15 protein-coding genes are annotated in these 20,535 nt (G+C 54.7%); 6 read left to right on the top strand and 9 right to left on the bottom strand.

Going from position 1 to position 20,535, the window contains the following annotated elements:
- The first annotated feature begins 372 nt into the window (after nt 1–372).
- Nucleotides 373–1,188 carry a Cof-type HAD-IIB family hydrolase gene (locus F3J30_RS12765; protein WP_166717465.1) on the top strand — a complete coding sequence of 272 codons (816 nt, stop codon included), beginning with the start codon at nt 373–375 and terminating at the stop codon, nt 1,186–1,188.
- A 148-nt stretch (nt 1,189–1,336) separates the two neighbouring features.
- Complete coding sequence (locus F3J30_RS12760) at nt 1,337–2,593, top strand: DUF1479 domain-containing protein (RefSeq protein ID WP_166717464.1); 1,257 nt, start codon at nt 1,337–1,339, stop codon at nt 2,591–2,593.
- On the opposite strand, the gene F3J30_RS12755 is transcribed toward F3J30_RS12760, so the two are convergent.
- A complete protein-coding gene (locus F3J30_RS12755) occupies nt 2,590–3,663 on the bottom strand; it encodes a LacI family DNA-binding transcriptional regulator (protein ID WP_014069476.1) in 1,074 nt (357 codons plus the stop codon). The two genes, F3J30_RS12760 and F3J30_RS12755, sit on opposite strands and share 4 nt — an antisense overlap.
- A 290-nt stretch (nt 3,664–3,953) precedes the next feature.
- Between F3J30_RS12755 and F3J30_RS12750 the strand changes: the two genes are divergently transcribed.
- The gene (locus F3J30_RS12750) at nt 3,954–5,255 is read left to right on the top strand and encodes an MFS transporter (protein WP_014069475.1); all 1,302 of its coding nucleotides are present in this window, start codon (nt 3,954–3,956) and stop codon (nt 5,253–5,255) included.
- Nucleotides 5,256–5,272: 17 nt separating this feature from the next.
- A complete protein-coding gene (locus F3J30_RS12745; protein ID WP_166717463.1) occupies nt 5,273–7,636 on the top strand; it encodes a glycoside hydrolase family 31 protein in 2,364 nt (787 codons plus the stop codon).
- A 90-nt stretch (nt 7,637–7,726) separates the two neighbouring features.
- Here the strand turns inward: F3J30_RS12745 and F3J30_RS12740 are convergent, their stop codons facing one another.
- Entirely contained in the window at nt 7,727–9,322 is a 1,596-nt protein-coding gene (locus F3J30_RS12740) for an ABC-F family ATPase (RefSeq protein WP_014069473.1), read from the bottom strand.
- Nucleotides 9,323–9,543: 221 nt separating this feature from the next.
- Between F3J30_RS12740 and ldtB the strand changes: the two genes are divergently transcribed.
- Both ldtB and F3J30_RS12730 read left to right on the top strand, forming a co-directional pair.
- Nucleotides 9,544–10,464, top strand: a complete 921-nt coding sequence (gene ldtB, locus F3J30_RS12735; protein WP_014069472.1) for a L,D-transpeptidase — start codon at nt 9,544–9,546, stop codon at nt 10,462–10,464.
- Between the two features lie 241 nt (nt 10,465–10,705).
- Entirely contained in the window at nt 10,706–11,515 is an 810-nt protein-coding gene (locus tag F3J30_RS12730; RefSeq protein WP_014069471.1) for a glycosyltransferase, read from the top strand.
- A gap of 15 nt (nt 11,516–11,530) precedes the next feature.
- Here the strand turns inward: F3J30_RS12730 and F3J30_RS12725 are convergent, their stop codons facing one another.
- The 7 genes from F3J30_RS12725 to F3J30_RS12695 form a co-directional block, all read right to left on the bottom strand.
- Nucleotides 11,531–12,247 carry a GntR family transcriptional regulator gene (locus F3J30_RS12725; RefSeq protein ID WP_166717462.1) on the bottom strand — a complete coding sequence of 239 codons (717 nt, stop codon included), beginning with the start codon at nt 12,245–12,247 and terminating at the stop codon, nt 11,531–11,533.
- Between the two features lie 15 nt (nt 12,248–12,262).
- Complete coding sequence (locus tag F3J30_RS12720; RefSeq protein ID WP_166717461.1) at nt 12,263–13,585, bottom strand: PTS transporter subunit EIIC; 1,323 nt, start codon at nt 13,583–13,585, stop codon at nt 12,263–12,265.
- A gap of 50 nt (nt 13,586–13,635) precedes the next feature.
- Nucleotides 13,636–15,012, bottom strand: a complete 1,377-nt coding sequence (locus tag F3J30_RS12715; protein WP_166717460.1) for a glycoside hydrolase family 1 protein — start codon at nt 15,010–15,012, stop codon at nt 13,636–13,638.
- Nucleotides 15,013–15,162: 150 nt separating this feature from the next.
- Nucleotides 15,163–16,203: an aldo/keto reductase gene (locus tag F3J30_RS12710; protein WP_166717459.1), complete on the bottom strand. Its 1,041-nt coding sequence runs from the start codon at nt 16,201–16,203 to the stop codon at nt 15,163–15,165.
- 104 nt (nt 16,204–16,307) lie between these two features.
- Nucleotides 16,308–17,831 (bottom strand): efflux transporter outer membrane subunit, encoded by a 1,524-nt coding sequence (locus F3J30_RS12705; protein WP_166717458.1) that lies wholly within the window; start codon nt 17,829–17,831, stop codon nt 16,308–16,310.
- Nucleotides 17,831–19,402, bottom strand: a complete 1,572-nt coding sequence (locus F3J30_RS12700; protein WP_166717457.1) for a DHA2 family efflux MFS transporter permease subunit — start codon at nt 19,400–19,402, stop codon at nt 17,831–17,833. The genes F3J30_RS12705 and F3J30_RS12700 overlap by 1 nt, the downstream gene beginning before the upstream one ends.
- Entirely contained in the window at nt 19,399–20,493 is a 1,095-nt protein-coding gene (locus tag F3J30_RS12695; protein WP_166717456.1) for an HlyD family secretion protein, read from the bottom strand. Before F3J30_RS12695 ends, F3J30_RS12700 begins: the two co-directional genes overlap by 4 nt.
- Nucleotides 20,494–20,535 lie beyond the last annotated feature (42 nt).

The raw sequence follows: 20,535 nt of genomic DNA, 5'->3' as shown, positions 1-20,535 counted from the left end.
GGCAACGGGAAGGTTGCCTTCAAGGCAGGCCGCGACAAACTGCAAACGTTGCATGGTAACAGTCTCAGTCCAGGGCACGGTAAACCTCCGTCAGCTGTTTACCGTACTGTTATAACCTGTTACCCATGTGCCCGGTTTAAAGTGTTACCCATGTGACCGGTTCATACACGGCGGCTCCCTTATCCCGTTCACGTGTTCTGAACGAATTATTTTCTGCGGCTATTAAGGTGAACGGAAAACTCCACCGTGCTTAACTGACAGGCATTACAACCTCGGTTGCCGTTTTGCTTTTACTTTCGAATGAAATTAAATTTGTGCTCCCCGTCACCTTGTTATTAGAATGTTTCAAACGCAGTGACCCAGGAGCACAGTATGACCGTTAAAGTTATCGTCACCGATATGGACGGAACTTTCCTTGATGATGCCAAGCAGTACGACAGAGACCGCTTTCAGGCACAGTTTGAGCAGCTTAAAGCCCGTAATATTGAATTCGTTGTCGCCAGCGGCAACCAGTATTACCAGCTCATCTCCTTCTTCCCGGAGCTGAAAGAGCAGATCTCCTTCGTGGCGGAAAACGGCGCTCTGGTTTTCGATCATGGCGAACAGATTTTCCACGGCGAGCTGACCCGTCATGAGTCGCAAATCGTCGTTGGCGAGCTGCTAAAAGACAAGGGGCTGAATTTCGTGGCCTGCGGGCTCGAAAGTGCTTACGTTAGCGATCAGGCCCCCGAGGAATTCGTGAAACTGATGTCAAAGCACTATCACCGCTTAAAACGCATCAGCGATTACCGCGAAATCGACGACATTCTGTTTAAGTTCTCCCTGAACCTGCCGGACAGCGATATCCCGAACCTTATCGACAAACTGCATGTCTCGCTGGACGGTATTATGAAACCTGTGACCAGCGGCTTCGGCTTTGTTGATTTGATTATCCCGGGCCTGCACAAAGCCAACGGCATTAGCCGACTGCTGAAACGCTGGAAAATCTCCCCGCAGGAGTGCGTTGCCATCGGCGACAGCGGCAACGATGCAGAAATGCTGAAGCTGGTGAAATTCTCGTTTGCGATGGGCAACGCCGCACAAAGCATTCAAGACATCAGCCGCTATAGTACCGACGATAACAACCACCAGGGCGCGCTGAATGTCATTCAGGCCGTGCTCGACACGCATTCCCCGTTCGACCTCTGATAGCCTCCCGCCGGGGTACTGCCCCGGCACCTCACTCTTTTTTCATCCTGTGCTGCACGTCAAGTTTTTAAACTTGCATTAACTTATTTTTAACTTAAAGTATCACTTGTAGACACTTTTACTTTCGAATGAAAGATGCGAGGCAGTTATGACGTTTACCAGTGAAATTTTGCCTGCGGACCACAAAGCAGCAATCCGTCAGATGAAACGCGAGTTACGTGCGCAGATCGGTGACGTTCAGGCGGTGTTCGACAAACTCAGTGATAAAATCGCCACCCGTGTGGCAGAGATTAACGCGCTGAAAAATAAGGGCGAGTCCGTCTGGCCGGTGATCCCGTTTGCGGATGTCAAAAACGGTCAGATCACGGATGCACAGCGGGAAGCAGTAAAACGCCGTGGCTGTGCGGTGATCAAAGGGCACTTCCCTCGCGAGCAGGCGCTGGCATGGGATAACTCGATGCTCGACTACCTCGATCTCAATCAGTTCGATGATGTGTATAAAGGCCCGGGCGATAACTTCTTCGGTACCTTAACGGCTTCCCGCCCGGAGATTTACCCGATCTACTGGTCGCAGGCGCAGATGCAGGCCCGCCAGAGCGAAGAGATGGCGCAGGTACAATCATTCCTGAACCGTTTATGGACATTCGAGAGCAACGGCAAACAGTGGTTCAACCCGGATGTGAGCGTCATTTATCCTGACCGTATTCGCCGTCGTCCGCCGGGAACCACCTCCAAAGGCCTGGGGGCGCACACTGATTCTGGTGCGCTGGAGCGCTGGCTGCTGCCAGCTTATCAGCAGGTGTTTGCTCGCGTGTTTGACGGCAATGTGGAGAAATACGATCCGTGGAATGCCGCGCACCGTACCGAAGTGGAAGAGTACACCGTGGATAACACCACGAAGTGTTCTGTATTCCGCACCTTCCAGGGCTGGACGGCGCTGTCGGATATGATCCCGGGCCAGGGCCTGCTGCATGTAGTGCCTATCCCGGAAGCGATGGCTTACATTCTGCTGCGCCCACTGCTGGACGATGTTCCGGAAGATGAGCTTTGTGGCGTGGCACCGGGTCGCGTACTGCCGATTTCTGAAAAATGGCATCCGCTGCTCATCGAAGCGTTAACCAGCATTCCGGCGCTGGAAGCAGGTGATTCCGTCTGGTGGCACTGCGATGTGATCCACTCCGTCGCCCCGGTTGAGGAACAACAAGGCTGGGGTAACGTGATGTATATCCCTGCCGCGCCGATGTGCGAGAAAAACCTCGCCTATGCGAAAAAGGTGAAAGTGGCACTGGAAACCGGCGCATCTCCGGGCGATTTCCCGCGTGAAGATTATGAAACAACCTGGCAGGATCGCTTTACCGTGAATGACCTGAATATCCACGGTAAGCGCGCGCTGGGCATGGTCTAACTGTCATATAACCCTTCCCGCTCAACGGCGGTGCGTCGTTTCCCCTGACGTATCCGCCGTACTGATTCCCGAATCGTCAGCGTCCCGTTCAGCAATAACGTGCCTACCGGCGCCGTCGGGCGCATCAGCCGTTGCTGAAGCATATGCACTGCTTCTGTCCCGAGTTCATCACGCGGTACGTGTATCGCTGTTAGCGGCACATCCTGGATGGCCGCCAGGTTAAAACCATCAATACTCATCACCGACACATCCTGCGGCACGCGCAGCCCATGCTTTTTCAAGGCGCTTATGGTTCCCGCAGCCATAAAATCACCGCCAACTAAAAACGCCGTGGGTAGGTCTTTCCCCTCTCGCTGACGAAGCCATTCACTGACCAGCTGTTCGGTCTCTTTCGCGCTAAAGCTTGGCACCACCAGCAGGTCGCGCTTGTCCGTAAATTTCAGATTATGGTATTGCCACGCTTCACGAATGCCCGCCAGACGCAGCTCCATGGTGTAACGGCGCAGGCACAGTACGGTCATCACCTCACGGTGCCCCATTTCAAACAGATACTCAGCCGCGCGTTCACCAATGGCCCGGTGGTCAGGGGCTACGGCGGGCAGGCGCATCAGGCGATCGCGGCAGTTGATCAGCATACAGGGTTTACCCACATCCACCGCGAGATCGTGGATATGCGGGTCGTCTATCCCCAGTAAAATCGCGGCCTGCGTATCGGCTTCATTCATCCGCGCCAGAAAGAGCTGGGCGTCGCTGTCGTTCTCTTCTAGCGCGCAATAACGCAGCCGGACCTCATGAGACGCCAGCCCTTTACTCACACTCTGGATCACCCGGTAGTAAAAGATGTCGGACCGCTCATCAAATGCCCGCTGCGGCGCAAAGACCATCAGGCTATTCAGCAGCAGCCTGCCCGCGGCCATACCGTCCATCACGCCCAGCTCCCGCGCGCATTCCAGCACTTTGCTGCGCGCTTTTTCACTGGTGTTCGCCTTGCCTGCCAGCACCCGCGAAACCGTGCTAATGGAAAGCTGCGTGCGGGCGGCAATTTCAGCGATTTTTAGCCTTTTATCCATTTTGTGATCTTGCTCCATTTGCGAAATGAAAAAATTTTCATAACGTGAATGTCAGGTAAACAGTGCGTTAGTCGCAATGATGCCAAATGATTGCGGCCAGTTATGAGAAAGCTTGCACAAAATCCGCTATTGCCTGCCCATTTTCTCCCTTAATGTGAATTTGTCACACAGCTTCCATACTAGTTGTATAGCAACTTTTATCAGCAAAACGGATAACTATCAAAGCCATATAAAAATGTGTGTGACATCCGAAACGTCTGCCCCCTACCGTCCCTCTTGTGGAGAGAGAAATGAGTCAGGATATCAATAACACTGCAACAGCAAGTAAAACCCGCCGGGTCATTAAAAACCTGCGTTGGTATGTACTGGTCCTGTTTTTACTTGGCGTCACCGTCAACTACATCACCCGTAACTCACTGGGAATTCTTGCACCCGAGCTGAAAGAGAGCCTGGGCATCACCACCGAGCAATACTCCTGGATAGTCGGCGCGTTCCAGATTGCCTACACCATTTTCCAGCCGCTGTGTGGCTGGCTGATTGATGTCATCGGCCTGAAGATTGGCTTTATGGTCTGCGCGGGTCTCTGGGCGCTGATGTGTATTTTCCATGCGGGAGCCGGAAGCTGGCTGCATCTTGCGATCCTGCGCTTCTTTATGGGCGCCTCGGAAGCGGCTGCCACCCCGGCTAACGCCAAAACCATCGGCGAATGGTTCCCGAAATCTGAACGCCCTGTGGCCGCCGGTTGGGCAGGTGTCGGCTTTTCGATTGGTGCGATGCTGGCACCGCCGATTATCTACTTTGCTCACGCCTCTTTCGGCTGGCAGGGTGCATTTATGTTCACCGGCGTGCTGGCGCTGCTGTGGGTGATCCTCTGGTGGGCGTTCTACCACAATCCGGAACAACACCCGAATCTGAGCAAAGATGAGCTGGCATTTATCAAGCAGGATAACGAACCACCCGCGGTGAAACTGCCGTTCCTGACCGCGCTTAAAACCGTCTCTAAAAACAAACGCTTTTACGGTATCGCTATTCCGGCATTTATGGCTGAACCCGCCTGGGCGGTGCTGAGTTTCTGGGTGCCGCTGTACCTTGCTAAAGAGCACGGTATGGATCTGAAGCAGATTGCGATGTTCGCCTGGCTGCCGTTCCTTGCCGCAGATCTCGGCAGCGTGGCCAGTGGTTATCTCACGCGTCTGTATACCCGGCTGTTCGGCTGCTCCCGCGTGAACTCAGTGGTGGCCAGCTCCGTCACCGGCGCGTTCCTGATGATCTCATTAGGCATCGTCGCCATCACCCGCGACCCGTATATCACCATTGTACTGATCTCCATCGGCGGTTTTGGGCATCAGATTATCTCCTGCATGTTAAGCGCCCTGGTGGTGGAGTCGTTTGATAAGGGTCAGATGGCCACTGTCAACGGGATGCGCGGCTCGGCAGCGTGGATCGCCAGTTTCTTGTTCTCTCTTTTGATTGGTGTTACCGCCGACAAAATCGGCTTTAACCCGCTGTTCATTGCCATGGGCTTCTTTGACCTGATTGGCGCTGTTTTCCTGGTGGCATTTATTGCTGAACGTCGCGCTAAACGCGCCTGATAGTGGATGTATTGCATATGAAAACCCTGAAAAGCTGGACCGTAGATAAGCAGTCGGCGAACCATCTGGAACTGGTGGTCGATAATCAGCACCGCCTGTGCCTGTATGTGCTGGAAGAGAATCTGTTCCGCGTGCTGATTAAACGCAAAGGCGAGCTGGCGCTGGACCGCACCTGGAGCATCGCCCCAGAGAAAGATGTGCCGTGGGAAGGCCGTCGCCGCGACGATCTGAGCGGGTTTTCCTGCCCTGCCTGGACGCTGACGCAACTGGGCGATACCCTGACGGTCGCCACTGAACAGCTGCGGGTGACGGTGCATCAGCCGCTGTGGCTCGAGTGGCATTACCGGAATGACGCGGGTGAGTGGCAACCGCTGGTGAATGACCGCCCGACCAGCGCCTATCTGCTGAACGCCCACGGCGACGGCGTGGCGCACTACCTGAGCCGCCGTAAAGACGAACGTTTCTACGGTCTGGGTGAAAAAGCGGGTGATTTGCAGCGTAACGGCAAGCGCTATGAGATGCGTAACCTTGACGCCATGGGCTATAACGCGGTCAGTACCGACCCGCTCTACAAACATATTCCGTTCACCATCGCCCGTCGTGATGACGTGAGCTACGGTCTGTTTTATGACAACCTGAGCAGCTGCTGGCTGGATCTGGGTAACGAAATCGACAACTACCACACCGCCTATCGCCGCTGGCAGGCGGAAGCAGGCGATATCGATTACTACATCTTTACCGGCAAAAAGGTCCTGGATGTCACCAAAGCCTTCGTACGTCTGACCGGGAAAACGCTGTTTGGGCCGAAATGGAGCCTGGGTTACAGCGGTTCGACCATGCATTACACCGATGCACCGGACGCGCAAAACCAGCTGATGAACTTTATCCGCCTGTGCGAAGAACACGCCATCCCGTGCGATTCGTTCCAGCTGTCGTCGGGTTATACCTCCATCAACGGCAAGCGTTATGTCTTTAACTGGAACTACGACAAGGTGCCGCAGCCGAAGGTGATGAGCCAGGCGTTCCACGATGCAGGGCTGAAGCTCGCCGCGAACATTAAACCGTGCCTGTTGCAGGATCACCCGCGCTATAACGAAGTGGCAGAAAAAGGATTGTTCATCCGCGATTCAGAAACGGATGCGCCAGAACGTTCTAGTTTCTGGGATGATGAAGGATCTAATCTGGACTTCACAAATCCACAGACCATTCAGTGGTGGCAGGAAGGCGTCACCACACAGTTACTGGAAATGGGGATTGACTCCACCTGGAACGACAATAACGAGTTTGAAGTGTGGGATGGCGAAGCGCGTTGTCACGGTTTTGGGCAGGAAATCGCCATCAAGCATATTCGCCCGGTGATGCCACTGCTGATGATGCGTGCCTCGCTGGAAGCGCAGCAGCGCTTTGCCCCGGAAAAACGCCCGTATCTGATCTCCCGCTCCGGCTGTGCCGGGATGCAGCGCTACGTCCAGACCTGGAGTGGCGATAACCGCACCAACTGGGACACGCTGCGCTTTAACACCCGTATGGGGCTGGGGATGAGCTTGTCCGGGTTGTTTAATGTGGGCCACGATGTCGGCGGTTTCTCCGGCGATAAACCCGACGCCGAGCTGTTTGTCCGCTGGGTACAAAACGGTGTGATGCATCCCCGTTTTACCATTCACTCATGGAATGACGATCACACGGTGAACGAGCCGTGGATGTATCCGGGTGTGACGCCAGCAATTCGTAGCGCCATTGAACTGCGTTATCGCCTGCTGCCTTACCTTTATACCCTGCTCTGGCAGGCACATGCGGACGATGAACCGATGTTGCGCCCGACCTTCCTCGATCATGAACATGATGTTCAGACCTTTGAAGAGTGCGATGACTTCCTGCTGGGCCGCGACGTGCTGGTGGCAAGCGTGGTCGAAGCCGGGCAGCGTGAACGTCGCGTCTGGCTGCCGGATAACGAAACCGGCTGGTATGATTTTTACACCCACGAGTGGTTCTCTGGCGGCCAGTGGATCACCCGCGATGCGCCGCTGGAAAAACTGCCGCTGCTGGTACGCGCCGGCGCAGGTCTGCCACTTAGCGAACGTATTACCCATGTGAGCGCCGAAAAGGACGATACCCGCGAGCTGAAACTGTTCCCGGTGAAAGGCGTGGGTACGACGACCGGATTGCTGTTTGAAGATGACGGCGAGTCCTGGGGCTACCAGAAAGGTAATGCGCTGTGGGTTGAGTGGGAAATGATTTGCGATGGCGCAACCATTAACCTGAAGGTCAATGCGAGTGGGGATTATCGTCCGGCATGGAAAGCGCTGAAGGTGTCGTTACCGGTGGGGGAAAAACGTACGCTGCTGGTGAACGGGGTTGAAGGGAGCGAGTGGGTGGTGTAGTGCGGTCTGATGCCCTCACCCTAACCCTCTCCCACGGGGAGAGGGAATAGAACGTAGGCCGGGTAAGGCGAAGCCGCCACCCGGCTTTTTTTAATTATCGATACCTTTGCTGCGCAGGTAATCTTCGTAGTTACCGGTGAAGTCCACCACGCGCTCTGGCGTAATCTCAATCACGCGGGTAGCCAACGAGCTCACGAACTCACGGTCATGGGAAACGAAGATCAGCGTACCCTGATACATCTCCAGCGCCATGTTCAGCGATTCGATAGATTCCATATCCAGGTGGTTAGTAGGTTCATCCATCACCAGAATATTCGGTTTTTCCATCATCAGCTTGCCGAACAGCATACGGCCCTTCTCACCACCGGAAAGCACTTTAGCAGGCTTCTTGATGTCGTCCTGGCTGAACAGCAGACGACCCAGAATACTGCGCACCGCCTGCTCGTCATCGCCTTCCTGTTTCCACTGGCTCATCCAGTCAAATACCGTCAGGTCGTTTTCAAACTCGTATTCGTGATCCTGCGCGTAGTAGCCAATCTGCGCGTTTTCAGACCACTTCACCGTGCCGTTATCCGGCTGCAATTCACCGACCAGGGTTTTCAGCATGGTGGATTTACCCACGCCGTTGGCACCCAGAATGGCGATCTTCTCGCCCACTTCCAGCAGCAGGTTGAAGTTTTTAAACAGCGGACCATTTTCGAAGCCTTTAGAGAGTGCTTCTACTTCCAGTGCGTTACGGAACAGCTTCTTGTCCTGCTCGAAGCGGATGAACGGGTTCTGACGGCTGGAGGCTTTCACTTCGTCGAGCTTGATCTTATCAATCTGACGAGCGCGAGAGGTTGCCTGACGCGATTTAGAGGCGTTGGCGCTGAAGCGGCTGACAAAGGACTGCAGGTCCGCAATCTGGGCTTTTTTCTTGGCGTTATCGGCCAGCAGACGTTCACGTGCCTGGGTTGCCGCGGTCATGTATTCGTCGTAGTTGCCCGGGTAAACGCGCAGCTCGCCGTAGTCCAGATCCGCCATATGCGTACAGACCATGTTCAGGAAGTGACGGTCGTGCGAGATGATGATCATGGTGCTGTCGCGATCGTTCAGCGTCTGCTCCAGCCAGCGGATGGTGTCGATATCCAGGTTGTTCGTTGGTTCGTCGAGCAGCAGGATATCCGGATTAGAGAACAGGGCCTGCGCCAGAAGGACACGCAGCTTCCAGCCAGGTGCAACTTCGCTCATCGGGCCGTAATGCTGTTCAACAGGAATACCAACCCCCAGCAGCAGTTCACCCGCGCGAGATTCAGCAGAGTAACCGTCCATCTCACCGTAGAGTACTTCGAGGTCAGCCACTTTGTAGCCGTCTTCTTCGCTCATCTCAGCCAGCGCATAAATACGGTCGCGCTCCTGCTTCACTTCCCACAGCTCCGCGTGCCCCATGATCACGGTGTCAAGCACGGTGAACTCTTCGAAGGCGAACTGATCCTGACGCAGCTTACCGATACGCTCGTTCGGATCGAGCGATACGTTGCCAAGCGTCGGCTCTAAATCGCTGCCGAGGATCTTCATAAAGGTGGATTTTCCGCTACCGTTGGCACCAATCAGGCCGTAACGGTTGCCGCCGCCAAATTTGACGGAAATGTTTTCGAACAGCGGCTTACTGCCAAACTGCATAGTGACGTTGCTGGTAACTAACACGGGAGATTCCTGCGAAAAGTGTGATAAACACGGCATTATGCCACAATTCCGAATTGAGATCCCGTGTTGCAGCTTTCCACTAAACTTTAACAAAATCGAAAAAAGTGTGATTTCGTACACATCTGAATTCCCTGCGAGAGGGAATGCACATATAATGCGCTCCCATCACAGATTCAGACTTATCAACTAATCGCCAGAGTGGCTCAGATACCTCGCACAACATGAACATGAAATTAAAAACGCTTTTTGCGGCGGCGTTAGCCGTAGTAGGTTTTTGCAAAACCGCTTCTGCGGTGACTTATCCTCTGCCGACAGACGGTAGCCGTCTGGTGGGTCAAAACCAGGTTGTCACCGTTGAAGAGGGTAACTCTCAGCCACTGGAATATTTTGCTGCACAATACCAGCTCGGCCTGTCAAACATGCTGGAAGCCAACCCGGGTGTTGACCCGTACCTGCCAAAAGCCGGTACCGTGCTGAACATTCCGCAGCAGCTGATCCTGCCAGATACCGTGCATGAAGGTATCGTGATCAACAGCGCCGAAATGCGTCTGTACTACTACCCGAAAGGCACCAACACCGTGATCGTGCTGCCTATCGGTATCGGCCAGTTGGGTAAAGACACCCCAATGAACTGGACCACCAAAGTTGAGCGTAAGAAAGCAGGCCCAACCTGGACCCCAACGGCGAAAATGCACGCGGAATACATTGCCGCAGGCGAGCCGTTGCCAGCCGTTGTACCGGCAGGCCCGGATAACCCAATGGGTCTGTATGCCCTGTACATCGGCCGTCTGTATGCCATTCACGGGACCAATGCCAACTTCGGTATCGGCCTCCGTGTGAGCCACGGTTGTGTGCGTCTGCGTAACGACGACATCAAGTTCCTGTTCGAAAACGTACCGGTCGGGACTCGCGTGCAGTTCATTAACGAGCCGGTAAAAGCCACTTCCGAGCCGGATGGCAGTCGTTACATCGAAGTTCACAACCCGCTGTCTACCAGTGAAGACCAGATCAACAACAACGAAATCGTGCCAATTACGCTGAACAGCGCAGTGCAAGCTGTAACGTCTCAGGCTGACGTAGAATCCACGGTTGTTGACCAGGCGGTTCAGAACCGTTCCGGGATGCCAGTGCGTTTAAACTAAATGCTCCCGCTATTTAGATAATCCGAAAAACCCCGCACTGTCGGGGTTTTTTATTTGCGCTATCCCACATTTCTGTCGCGGCTAAAAGACATTAATTGCTATTTCCCCCATTCCGCCATCTTCTGCTAAAGCTTCGGGGTTACTTCTTTTCATCTAAGTGCTATCATGCGCCAACTTATAAAATCAGTTTTTTCTGCATTTTGTAGGGTTGTGAATTCTTTCTGGAGCCTGCTTAGTCACGATGATCAGTATTAACTTAACAACAACAAAATCGCGCCTTTATCTCTGTTCGCAAACAGTGTGGTCACTTGCGAACCAGAGTACCAGGGTCGATCAAATTGTTGTGTGGGTTTCCAGCACCGCATATCTCAGTGACGATGGCATCACTGAAGAGCCTGAGTGGGCGGATAAAATCCGTCAAACAGGCACTAACCTCGTCTTCAAATGGGTAAAGAATACAGGACCTTATCGTAAACTATTCCCGGCACTGCAAGTTGCCACGGATGACGATATTCTGATCTATGCCGATGACGATGCCATTTATAACGAAATTTGGGCGCAAACTCTTCTTGATGACTTTTATCGTCATAATCAAAAATGTGTTGTCGCGGCCCGCGTGCGTAAAACGGTAAAGAAGAAGAAAGATATCCTCGATACCTATCGTAATTTCCCGTTAATTACGGTACCGAAAGTGATTGAGCAGGACTATATCATCACCGGTCTGGGTGGCGTTGTGCTCAAGAAAAGTATGATCCCGGAGTATTTTCACTACAATGAGGACTTCCTTAAAGTTTGTCCTCGTGCGGATGATATCTGGATCAGTAAACTTATCCAGTTAACCAAAACGCCTGTTTATGTTTCAGCACAGAGCATCCGTTTTGTTCATGAAATTATTCATGACTACGGTTTGTCCCGCGCAAATACCAGTAAAATTAAACGTTCACTTTTTCAAAAAATTCGATTTACGTTTAAGCCTGGTCAGATTCACTATTTGTGCCAGAACGATCTCTACATTAAAGACACCGACAGCTACTTTGAGACCTGTGCCTGAAAGCTGAATAGCGCGTTAGCCATTGTTGACGATCACAATCCCGCCGTGATCGTAACGATAGTGACAGTGGGCATACTCCAGCGGTGTGCCATCTTCCAGATAGATAACCTGCTCAACCTCCAGAACCGGATCGGTTTGTTCACAAACCAGATGCTGCATATCCAGCGCATTGGGTTTTAGCGCCCGCACCACACGGTATGACCCCATAATTTTCAGCCCCAGCGTCTCCTGCACGTAGCGAAACACCGAGCTTTCAAGATGCGATTTATTCAGGCCGGGCACCAGATTGAGCGGCATCACGGTAGAATCCAGCGACATGGGCTCGCCATTGAGCAGCCTCAGGCGAACAAAGTCGTACACGGGCGCATCGCCGTTAATCATCAGCGAGGCTTGTTCTTTCTCATTGGGAAAACGCAGTTCGAAATGGACAACCCGGCTGCTGACCGTGCCCAGATGCTCCCAGGTTTTTGTCGCGCCAAAGTAGTCGCTTCCTGAAAGATCCCACTGCGAGAGTTGCAGGAAATTCTTGCGAATGAACGTCCCCTGCCCCTGTCGGGTATACACCAGCCCTTCAACAATCAGCTGCCGCATGGCCTGCTGAATAGTCATACGACTGGTACTGAACTCCGCTGCCAGCGCAAACTGGTCCGGCAGCGGTTCATTGGCGGCATACTGTTGGCTGATAATACGTTTTTTGATTTCACGCGCTATGGTGATGTACTTCGCCGCCATCGTCCTTTCCTTCCGTTAGTTTTCTGTCCCGCGGTTTCTCAACGCCACTCTCTCGGCAATCTTGAGGAAAGGCAGGTAGAAGAATACACCAAATATAATGATTGCCAACTGCACAACCACGGCCCGCCAGTCCCCTGCCGTCGCCAGCCAGGCGCTCAGAATGGGCGGCGTTGTCCAGGGGATCATCACCACACAACGCGACATTAACCCGAGCGTCGTACAGAGCCAGGCAAAGTAAATGCCAATGGCAGGCAACAGGACAAACGGGATCATCAGCGGCAGGTTAAAGACAATCGGCAGACCAAAAATCACGGGTTCGTTGATATTGAATAAACCCGGCGCCAGAGACAGGCGTGCAACCTGTTTGGCAGACTTTTGCCGTGAGAAGACAAAAATAGCGATCAGCAGTGAGATGGTACTGCCGGTGCCGCCCACCATGCCAAACGTCGGAACAAAGATATTGTTGATGATATGTGGGATCGGCTGGCCGTTGGCGAAGGCCAGCATGTTCTCATTGGTATTAATCAGCAGGAACGGCTCGAGCACCACGCTGTTAACCACCGACTGATGTATACCCAGCGTGAACAAGAAATTGCCGAAGCTATAGATAAAAATCGTGCCCGGCAGACTGGTGTTAATCAGACGCAAAGGCTGCTGAATAAAGGTGGTAATCAGATGGATAAGATCCGTATGCATCACGGTTGCCAGCACTGCGGCCAGTACGGCAAATAACGAGAGCGTGAGGATCGTTGGGATCAGTGCGGTAAAGGATTTACTCACCGCCGGCGGCACATTTTCCCCAAGCGAGATGTGCAGTGCCTTCAGTCGGGAAATGGCGATAAACACTTCCGTCGCGAGTAAACCAATCAGTACGCCGGCAAATATCCCGGTGGAGCCGATGTTGGCAAACGTCAGCACCTGCGTGACGTTGACCGTGGTCTGGCTGCCGACCGGGGTAAGTTGCAGATGCATTGGCATCATGATGATAAAACTACTGACCGCGATAACCACTGCCGAGACCGGGTTGTCGAAATCTTTGTTGCGTGCCAGCGACCAGGCAATCATCGGTGCAAGCAAAAGCGCGGCGATATTCAGCGTACCGTTGATAATCGCCTCTCCCCACACTTTAAACTGCGTCAGCGTGTCGCCGTGAAATAACCACGGAAATACCACATTGTTCACCAGCACCGCTAAACCGGCGAGGATAAAAATGGGCATTACCGTGGCGAAGGCATCGCGCAAGGAACGCAGGTGCACCTGATTGGCCAGGCGCGCCGAAAACTCAACAAATCTGTCGACGAAGGACTGCATCGCAGGTGTAATTTTTGTTTCAGACATAGCGGATATTCCCATTCATCAGTCACAAAAACAGCCCGGCAGCGTACAACTTACATCTCGCGCCCGTTGGTATGGATAACCTTTTTCAACCACGCATAGCTCTTTTTCGGCACGCGCTTCATATCCCGCAAATCATGGTTCTCGCGGTTCACATACACCACGCCGTAGCGCTTACGCATGTCGCCCTGCGAGCTCAGAATGTCGATAAGTCCCCAGCCGAGATAGCCAATAACCTGCGCTCCGTCTTCAAACATGGCCTCTTTCATGGCCTCGATGTGCGCGCGGTGGTAATCAATGCGGTAGGTATCGTTAATCGGGTTAACGCCATCCCAGGATTCAATTACCCCAATTCCGTTTTCAATCGGGAACACCGGCAGACGCCAGTCGTTGTAGTAGCGGGTGATAATGGTGCGGAAACCCAACGGATCAATCTGCCAGTTCCACTCGGTCGCTTTCAGGTATGGGTTGTTTTTGTCGCCATGCAGCAGGTAATAGTTAACCGGCGTCCCTTCCGGGATGGCATCGCTGTCGAGGGTTTTACTGGCGTAATAGCTGAACGCCATGTAGTCGTTTTTGGTGCGCGCCAGCAGCGCCAGATCTTCAGGATGGTAGATATCCTCAAAACCTTGTTGTTCGACAACAGCCATCACCGCCGGGCTATAGCCCTGGCCTGCGAAAACGCGCAACAGGTTTTGATTAAGGAACTCGTCATACTGCTGGGCGCAGAAGATATCGCGCGGTTTGCAGGTGGCCGGATAGATAAGCTGGTGCGCCAGCATCCCGCCCATCAGCTTGCCCGGTTTGGTCTGGTGCAGATATTCTGTGAGCGCCATATGCGCCACCATCGTATGATGCTGGAGCTCATACAGCTCGCGCAGGGTTTTCTCCCCTTTCATGTAACCGGAAATTCTGAAGGCTTCCGGCATATGGAAAATGTTCTGCTCGTTAAATGTCAGCCAGTACTTCACGCGATCGCCATAGCAGTCGATCATCTTTTTGCCATAACGGATGAACGCGTCCATCACGCGGCGATCGTTAAAACCGTTGTACTCCTGCGCCAGCGCCAGCGGCATATCAAAGTGATAGAGGCAAATCATCGGCTCGATGCCGCGGGCAATCAGGTCGTTGATAAAGCGGTCGTAAAAGGCGATACCTTCTTCGTTAAATTCGCCGTCACCCTGCGGGCACACGCGGCTCCAGGCGATCTGGAACCGATAGCAGTTCATGCCCAAATCCTGCATCAAATCAAAGTCTTCACGGTAACGATGGTAAGAATCGGTTGCCACTTTCCAGTCAGAGGCATGTTCACTCGCTTCCCGAATGTCGTACACCGACATCCCTTTTCCGCCCTCATTCCATGCGCCTTCGGTCTGCATACTGGAAACCGAGTTTCCCCATAAAAAGTTGGCTGGCAGTAATTTCTTCATGGACTCTCCCTATATGACTAGTCATTTAAATTTCATGACTAGTCATATAGATGAGGATGAAAAATCAATCAAAGAGAAGGATCGTTTTTTGTGAGCAGTGCGGGAAAAATAGTGACCCCGGCAGGCGAATCGCTGCCGGGGAAAGCGGGGTTATTGCTGTGCTAATTGATTACGACGATATTCACCCTGGCGCTCGAGCATCCAGCCCGGATATTCACGCGGCAGCCCGCTAACGGCATCCAGCTGTTTTAGCTCATCGTCGCTTAAACGGATGTGGGTCGCCGCGATATTGTCATCAAGCTGGTCCACGCGTTTGGCGCCTATGATGACGCTGCTGACCGCCTTCTGATGCAGCAGCCACGCCAGCGCAATTTGTGCAACCGATACTCCTTTACTCCCGGCAATGGTGCGCATCACGTCCACACAGTCAAACGCGCGTTCTTTGTTAACCGGCGGGAAATCAAATTCCAGACGGCGACTGCCAGCCTCGCCCTGCCCGTCACGGCCATATTTCCCGCTCAGCAAACCGCCCGCCAGCGGGCTCCAGACCATCAGCCCGACACCTTCACTTTGCATCATCGGTACCAGCTCACGCTCCAGATCGCGTCCGGCAATGGTGTAATAGGCCTGCAACGACGCAAAACGCGCCAGCCCGAGCCGCTCGGAAATCCCAAGCGCCTTCATGATTTGCCAGGCTGCCCAGTTGGAAACACCGATGTAACGCACGTGGCCTTGCTGCACCAGGTTATCGAGCGCGTAAAGCGTTTCTTCAACCGGCGTGGCCGGATCGAAGCCGTGTAATTGATAGAGATCGATATGATCAAGCTGAAGACGGCGCAGGCTCTCTTTCACACTGCCGATGATATGGTAACGAGAGTTACCCCGGGAGTTCACCCCCGCCGTGCCTGTTTCGCCAAACACTTTGGTGGCGACCACTACGTTTTCACGCGGGACTTTCAGGTTTTTCAGGGCCTGGCCAGTTATCTCTTCCGAACGCCCTTCTGAGTAGACGTTCGCGGTATCGATAAAGTTGATCCCGGCATCCAGTGCGCGCCCTACCAGCTGCTCTGACTCATTCTGTCGCAGCTGGCCAATCTTGCCCCACATGCCGCCTTCACCACCGAATGTCATGGTGCCGAGGCACAGTTCAGAAACAAACAGACCGGTATTGCCCAGTTTTTGATAACGCATAATGCTTTCCTCGCATGTCGATTGGGTGTCTGTTAGTTATACCCGCCCCTCAGCCATCGCGAATGTGGCGTTCCTGTCCGTTTCTTGCCCAATCCTCTGAATCGTTATCCGCGTGAGGCGTCGCCAAAGACCTTGTAATCCGGCAGCTGCACCTGCTGATACGGCTCCCAGCCGCCGCCGAGCGCTTTATAGAGCGCAACTAAATCCAGCGCGCTTTGCACCTGTGCCTGCGCGCGCTGCTGCTGCGCCTGCGCCAGCTGGCGCTGGGCGTCCAGCACGTCGATAAAGCTGGCGATACCCTGCCGGTAGCTGTCGCTCGCCAGGTCAAAGGCGTTTTGCAGCGCGTCGATGGTTTTCGCCAGCCCCGCTTCACGCTGCTGGTCGGTGCGATAGCTCACCAGCGCATTTTCCACATCTCCGAGCGCCGTCAGCACCGTCTGGCGATAGTCCAGCACCGCCGCGCCCTGCTGCGCGCGCGCCACCTTGACGCTGGACACCAGCCGCCCCCCCTGGAAGATGGGAATAGAAACCTGCGGGCCGAAGCTGTAAAAGTGGCTGCTCCAGTCGGTCAGCCAGTTGCTTTCGCTGTTGCGCAGGCCAAACTGCCCGGAGAGGGTGAAGCTCGGGAACAGTTCCGCCACCGAAACACCAATCTGCGCCGTGGCGGCATGTAGGTTCGCCTCGGCTTCGCGCACATCGGGGCGACGTCGCGCTAGCGTGGACGGAATGCCCGTTTGCACGATATCCGGCAGCACGGGCATCGGCTGTGCTGATTGTAGTTCCGCATCCAGCGCGCCCGGCGGTTTGCCAAGCAGGATGGCCAGGCCATTCATCGCCTGACGCTCCTGCGCCTGGTACTGCGGGAGCTGCGCTTCAAGATTGCCCAGCTGCGCACGGGCGTTTTCCACATCCATCTGCGGAGACAGCCCGCCGCGCTGGCGGCTTTCGGTCAGATCCAGCGTCTGCTGGGCGCTCTCAATCTGAGTGTTCAGCGTGGCGATAATGCTCTGCGCCCCGCGCAGCTGGAGCCACGCCCGGGCCACTTCGGCCTCCAGCGACACCAGCGCGTCGTTACGCTGCTCTATCGCCGCTTTCTGCTGCGCTTCGGCGGCCTCCACCTGACGGCGCACCTTGCCCCACAGGTCGATTTCCCACTGGGCGTCGAAGCTGCCCTGGTAGAGATTGATCGGCTGCGTCAGCGGCCCCAGCGCGCCTCTGAGTTCAGGATCGACGTTATCCAGCTGGTCGTACACGCCGTGGGATTTCAGCTCTCCTTCCAATCCAAGCTGCTGGCGCGTCGCCTGCAGGTTACCGTTGACCGACGGATAAAACGCCCCACCCGCCTGGTTAATCTGTTCGCGCGCGCCGGCGATGCGCAGCACCGTTTGCTGCAGGGACAAATTCCCGGCGATGGCGCGTTCAACCAGGCTGTCGAGCTGTGGCGAGCCGAAGGTTTTCCACCAGCGCGGGTTGGTTGCCGTCGATTCTGTTTTTGATTTTACCTCTCTGTCGCCCTTGTCGTTCCAGTGCGAAGGGGCAGGCGGCGCAGGCTGCTGATAATCAGGCCCGACGGCGCAGCCTACCAGCAGCATCATTATCATCAGGGGGTGTAAACGTCTGTGTATCATCAGTGTGCTCCTGCACTCCCCTCGCTCTTAACCGGCGAGAGCAACAAACAAAACGGGATCAGTAACAAGGCCACCGCGCTCAGGAGGGTGAAAACGTCGATATAGGCCAGGAAGCGCGACTGCTCGATCATGGTCTGGTACATGCGTCCAGTGGCGATACCGGTCGGGTCACCCACCTGGGTGGTGAAGTTCTGGATCGCCTGAGCGCTTTCGCGGATCGCCAGCTGGAACTGTTCGTTAAACGGCGAAGCGTGATACGCCAGATGGGCGCTGTGCGCCTGCGCGCGTTCGGTTATCGCCGCCGTCGAGAGCGAAATCCCAATCGAACCGGCCACGTTGCGGAACATGGTAAACAGCGCCGCCGCGTCGGCATTGAGCCGCCTCGGTATCGAGATAAAGGCAATGGTAGTCAGCGGCACAAACAAGAATCCCAGCCCAATCGACTGCGCGCTGCGGAACAGCACCAGGGTTTCGAAATCGATATCCGGCGTCAGCGTACGCGACCAGAAGAATGACACTGCCAGGCAGGTAAATCCGAAGGCAATAATCCAGCGCGTCTGCACCACCGGCATCAATTTCAAAACCAGCGGGATGGTCAATACAATCAGCACTGCGCCGGGCGAAAGCACCAGCCCGGACCAGGTGGCGGTATAGCCTAAATCCTGCTGCGCCAGCTGCGGGATCACCACCGAGCTGCCGTAGAGGATCATCGCCATACCCGCCATTAGCAGGCAGGAGACGGTGAAGTTGCGATCTTTCATACAGTGCAGATCGACCACCGGCTTTTTGGCATACAGCAGCCAGTAGATGGCGCCGATAATGCCAACCAGCGTCAGCACAGCGAAGGTGCGAATAAAGTTCGAGTAGAACCAGTCGTCATCTTCACCGCGATCGAGCATCACCTGCAGACAGCCCAGGCCGAGGGCGATAAGACCAATCCCCGTCCAGTCAATCGACAGTTTTTCTTTCGATTTGCTCTCCCACGGCGGGTCTTCCAGCAGCTGATAGATTGCCAGCACCGTCACAATCCCCACCGGAATGTTGATGAAGAAGACCCAGCGCCAGGAGTAGTTATCGGTGATCCAGCCGCCAAGCGTCGGCCCAAGCACGGGGGCAACGATGATGGCAATGGACGAAAGGCCAAAGGCTTTGCCCCTGTCTTCGGGCTTGAAGTAGTCGAGCAAAACCGACTGCTGGGTAGGCTGCAGCCCGCCGCCAAAGAAGCCCTGCATCACGCGGAACAGGATGATTTGCCACAGCTCGGTGGCAATACCGCACAGAAACGAGCATATGGTGAACATCACAATGCAGATCAGGAAGAACTGCTTGCGGCCAAACAATCGGCTAAGGAAGGCTGAGATAGGCAGAACAATGCCGTTCGCCACCAGGTAACTGGTCAACACCCAGGTGGATTCGTCATAGCTGGCCGAGAGCGACCCTGCGACGTGCGGCAGTGCCACGTTAACGATGGTTGTATCCAGAATTTCCATAAATACCGCCAGGGTGACCACAATCGCCACCGCCCACGGGTTGCTGACGGGCTTCCAGTTATCGTGACTGTGATCCGTCATTCCAGCGTAACCTTCGGCTCAACCGACAGCCCCAGCGGCAGCGGTTTATTCGGATCCAGACCTTTATCAATCACGATTTTCACCGGCACGCGCTGCACGATCTTCACAAAGTTTCCTGTCGCATTTTCCGACGGGAACGCGGAGAAGCGCGAGCCGCTGCCCTGCTGGATACTATCAACGTGGCCTTCGAGCGCCATATCCGGCCAGGCATCAACGGAGACTTTCACTTTATTGCCAGGCTTCATGCGCTCTAGCTGCGACTCTTTAAAGTTCGCCACTACCCACACGTTTGGGGAAACCAGCGAGAACAGTGCTGTGCCCGCCTGCACCAGCGTGCCGGGCTGGACGTTGCGTTTGGTGACAAAACCCTCGAACGGGGCACGGACTTCGGTATAAGAGAGGTTGAGATTCGCGGTTTCGAGCTGCGCTTTGGCCTGGTCAACCTGGCGCTCGCGGGCTTCAACGTTGGTTTCCTGCTGGCGGATCTGCAGCTGAACCTGTTCTGCCACTTCCAGCTGCGCCTGCGCGCTCGCCAGCCCTGCCTGAGCACTGCGCAACTGGGCGTTGGCGGAATCAATGCTTTGCTGGGTCGTTGCGCGCGGGTCAACGCCGCGCTGACGGCGGTACTCTGCCTGCGCGTTTGCCATATCGGCCTGCGCTTTCAGCACCTGGGCTTTGGCCTCGTCGCGCTGAGCGGGATATTGCACTTTGGAGAGCGCCAGCTGCGCCTGCGCCTGATGGAGCTGAGCCAGCGCCAGCCCAAGCTGGGCCTGAGCCTGATCGCGCTGGGCCGTGGTATCACGAGGATCGATCACCACCAGCACATCCCCTTTCTTCACGCGCTGGTTATCACGCACGCGAAGCTCGGTCACGTAACCCGCCGTTTTCGGGGCAATGGTCACCACGTCACCATCAGTAAAAGCGTCGTCAGTGGTCTCTTCATTACGGGTCAAAAACCACCAGACTGCCGCCACAATCACCATCACGATGACGACGATGCCAAGGATAATTAACGGTTTTTTGCCCGGGCGCTTGCGCGCGTTATTGTTGTTGTCCTGCTCGTCAGCAGGCGAGTTTTGATCTTCTGCCATAGTTCAGCAACGGTCCTGTCAGTGAGCGGCATCACACTATGC

This window comes from Enterobacter sp. Tr-810, from assembly GCF_011752765.1.
In the GTDB taxonomy this organism is placed as follows: Bacteria; Pseudomonadota; Gammaproteobacteria; order Enterobacterales; family Enterobacteriaceae; genus Enterobacter; species Enterobacter soli.
Note: the sequence above shows the minus strand (reverse complement) of the source record. Positions and strands in the feature narration are given on the sequence as shown.

What these genes read in the sequence shown, in the direction of transcription:
- F3J30_RS12710 (WP_166717459.1), bottom strand. Translation starts at nt 16,203, where the DNA reads ATGCGTTATCAAAAACTGGGCAATACCGGTCTGTTTGTTTCTGAACTG.
- F3J30_RS12745 (WP_166717463.1), top strand. Translation starts at nt 5,273, where the DNA reads ATGAAAACCCTGAAAAGCTGGACCGTAGATAAGCAGTCGGCGAACCAT.
- F3J30_RS12760 (WP_166717464.1), top strand. Translation starts at nt 1,337, where the DNA reads ATGACGTTTACCAGTGAAATTTTGCCTGCGGACCACAAAGCAGCAATC.
- F3J30_RS12720 (WP_166717461.1), bottom strand. Translation starts at nt 13,585, where the DNA reads ATGTCTGAAACAAAAATTACACCTGCGATGCAGTCCTTCGTCGACAGA.
- F3J30_RS12715 (WP_166717460.1), bottom strand. Translation starts at nt 15,012, where the DNA reads ATGAAGAAATTACTGCCAGCCAACTTTTTATGGGGAAACTCGGTTTCC.
- F3J30_RS12725 (WP_166717462.1), bottom strand. Translation starts at nt 12,247, where the DNA reads ATGGCGGCGAAGTACATCACCATAGCGCGTGAAATCAAAAAACGTATT.
- F3J30_RS12705 (WP_166717458.1), bottom strand. Translation starts at nt 17,831, where the DNA reads ATGATACACAGACGTTTACACCCCCTGATGATAATGATGCTGCTGGTA.
- F3J30_RS12750 (WP_014069475.1), top strand. Translation starts at nt 3,954, where the DNA reads ATGAGTCAGGATATCAATAACACTGCAACAGCAAGTAAAACCCGCCGG.
- F3J30_RS12700 (WP_166717457.1), bottom strand. Translation starts at nt 19,402, where the DNA reads ATGACGGATCACAGTCACGATAACTGGAAGCCCGTCAGCAACCCGTGG.
- F3J30_RS12755 (WP_014069476.1), bottom strand. Translation starts at nt 3,663, where the DNA reads ATGGATAAAAGGCTAAAAATCGCTGAAATTGCCGCCCGCACGCAGCTT.
- F3J30_RS12695 (WP_166717456.1), bottom strand. Translation starts at nt 20,493, where the DNA reads ATGGCAGAAGATCAAAACTCGCCTGCTGACGAGCAGGACAACAACAAT.
- ldtB (WP_014069472.1), top strand. Translation starts at nt 9,544, where the DNA reads ATGAACATGAAATTAAAAACGCTTTTTGCGGCGGCGTTAGCCGTAGTA.
- F3J30_RS12765 (WP_166717465.1), top strand. Translation starts at nt 373, where the DNA reads ATGACCGTTAAAGTTATCGTCACCGATATGGACGGAACTTTCCTTGAT.
- F3J30_RS12730 (WP_014069471.1), top strand. Translation starts at nt 10,706, where the DNA reads ATGATCAGTATTAACTTAACAACAACAAAATCGCGCCTTTATCTCTGT.